Source organism: Candidatus Desulfatibia sp. (assembly GCF_036446775.1).
In the GTDB taxonomy this organism is placed as follows: Bacteria; Desulfobacterota; Desulfobacteria; order Desulfobacterales; family UBA11574; genus Desulfatibia_A.
The window spans coordinates 1-2,157 of sequence record NZ_JAZFTO010000304.1; the positions used below are offsets into that span (position 1 = coordinate 1).

Consider the following 2,157-nt stretch of genomic DNA (forward strand, 5'->3'; position numbering starts at 1 on the left):
AGTTGGGTATGGGGTGGAATTTACCATGGTGATGGATGGCTTGCGAATCTTGGCTTTATTGATTTTGCCGGTTCAACTGTGATTCATTCTGTCGGAGGCTGGGCAGGGCTTGCAGGCACCCTTGTACTTGGCCCCAGAATCGGGAAATACAAAAAAGATGGAAGTGTATCTCCAATACTAGGTCACAACATCCCATTGGCAGCGCTTGGCACCCTCATATTGTGGTTCGGATGGTACGGCTTTAATGCCGGCAATACACTTTCGGGAGATGAACAGATTGCCCAGATAATAATCAATACTACGCTTGCGGGTGCGGCCGCAGCGATCTCCAGCATGGTCACGGTCTGGTTTAAATATGGCAAACCTGATGTTGGAATGACTCTAAACGGGGCGTTAGCCGGACTTGTTGCTATTACAGCTGGATGTGCACATGTTGAGCCGGTATGGTCTGTGGTGATAGGCGTCATTGCCGGCGTAATTGTTGTCAATTCAATTATCTTTTTTGATAAAAAACGCATCGATGATCCTGTAGGAGCAATATCAGTACACGGGGTTTGCGGAGTTTGGGGAACTATTGCTGTAGGGATATTTAAAACAAATGATATGTTTTCACTACATAATATCCTGATACAGCTTCTCGGTTCAGTTGTAGCTTTTGCCTGGGCGTTTTCAATCTCATATCTTATCTTTAAATTAATAGCAATGACCATTGGGTTGAGGGTCAGCGAAGAAGAGGAATTTGTTGGACTTGACCTCTCTGAGTACTCGGTTAGCGCTTATCCTGATTTTCAAAATCGTGGATAACAAACAAATGAAAAGAAAATGCCATCTCATAGGCCAACTAAAAAACAGATAGCGATTATTTCAATGACAACATTTTTATTCATCACAGGATCTTATTTGGCTACCATGTGGTCATATCAATATTCTTCTACGACAGAATTTTGTATATCATGTCATGAAATGGTTGAACCGTACGAACAATATAAAGCTTCTGTACATTATTCAAATAAACATGGTGTTGTAGCGGAATGTGCCGACTGTCACTTTCCGGTTGGGTCATTCAATAAGTGGTATACAAAAATCACACAGGGGGCAAAAGATTCTTTTATGCATCTTATTTTGGATCCGGACGAGATTGATCATGAAAAATGGAGGTATGCCGCTGTCAAGAAGATCAAATCAGAATCATGTCAACAATGTCACAAGAATCTTCTTCCTCCTGAGTTGTCCAAAGGTGGTCTTATTGCTCACAGGGCCTTTTTAAAAGGTGAAGTGAACCAAACGTGCTTGTATTGTCATGAGAACCTGGTCCATGTAAGTCGTTAATGTTTATGGAGAATTTATGAAAATATTACTAATACTCACATTGTTATTATTATCCAGCAGTCCATCTGCATATGCCGGCAGCTATGAATTAAGGAAGCAGCAAAACATCGAAAAAAAATGTATATCCTGTCACGACCGTGTTTCTCCCGGCATTGTCAATGATTGGGAAAAAAGCCTTCATGCCAAAGCAGAGATTACTTGCATTGACTGTCATGAAGCTGCGAAGACGGATAAGGATGCGAGAGCTCATGAAGGGACCTATATCTCCGCGTTAGTCAGTCCGAAAGATTGTTCCAGATGTCATCCAAAACAGGTCGCACAATTCAATGATTCGCTTCATCATAAGGCGGTTTCATTTGTACTGGACCTCAAAGGAGACAGGGCCGGCGATAACACGCTTGCTTACAAAATCGAAGGGAAGGCAGCGGCCATCATGGGATGTGAGAGTTGTCATGGTTCACTTGTCAAAGTCGAGAATGGTAAATTTGATCCTGAAACATGGCCGAATAGCGGTATCGGTCGCATCAACCCTGATGGTTCCCAAGGGTCCTGTACGGCGTGTCATACCAGACACAGATTCTCTGTGGCGGAAGCGAGAAGACCGGAAGCTTGCAGCACCTGCCACCTCGGTCCCGACCATCCGCAATACGAGATTTATATGTCATCTAAACATGGCGTTATTTATGCAGCAGAAAATAAATCCTGGGATATGAATGTTGCCGGCAACGCATGGAGTACGGAACATTATCGGGCGCCAACCTGCGCGACATGCCATATGTCGGGAAGCGGCGAGATGGAACCGACTCACAACGTAAGCGATCGGCTTTC

General features: G+C 43.9%; 3 protein-coding genes. All 3 read left to right on the plus strand.

Going from position 1 to position 2,157, the window contains the following annotated elements; genetic code table 11:
- Window positions 1–804, plus strand: an 804-nt coding sequence (locus V3S16_RS14075) for an ammonium transporter (protein WP_413886010.1), incomplete at its 5' end; no start/stop codon positions are given.
- Window positions 805–822: 18 nt separating this feature from the next.
- Entirely contained in the window at window positions 823–1,329 is a 507-nt protein-coding gene (locus V3S16_RS14080; protein ID WP_413886012.1) for a cytochrome c3 family protein, read from the plus strand.
- Between the two features lie 16 nt (window positions 1,330–1,345).
- The coding region (locus tag V3S16_RS14085) for a multiheme c-type cytochrome (RefSeq protein ID WP_413886014.1) at window positions 1,346–2,157 on the plus strand (812 nt) is incomplete at its 3' end.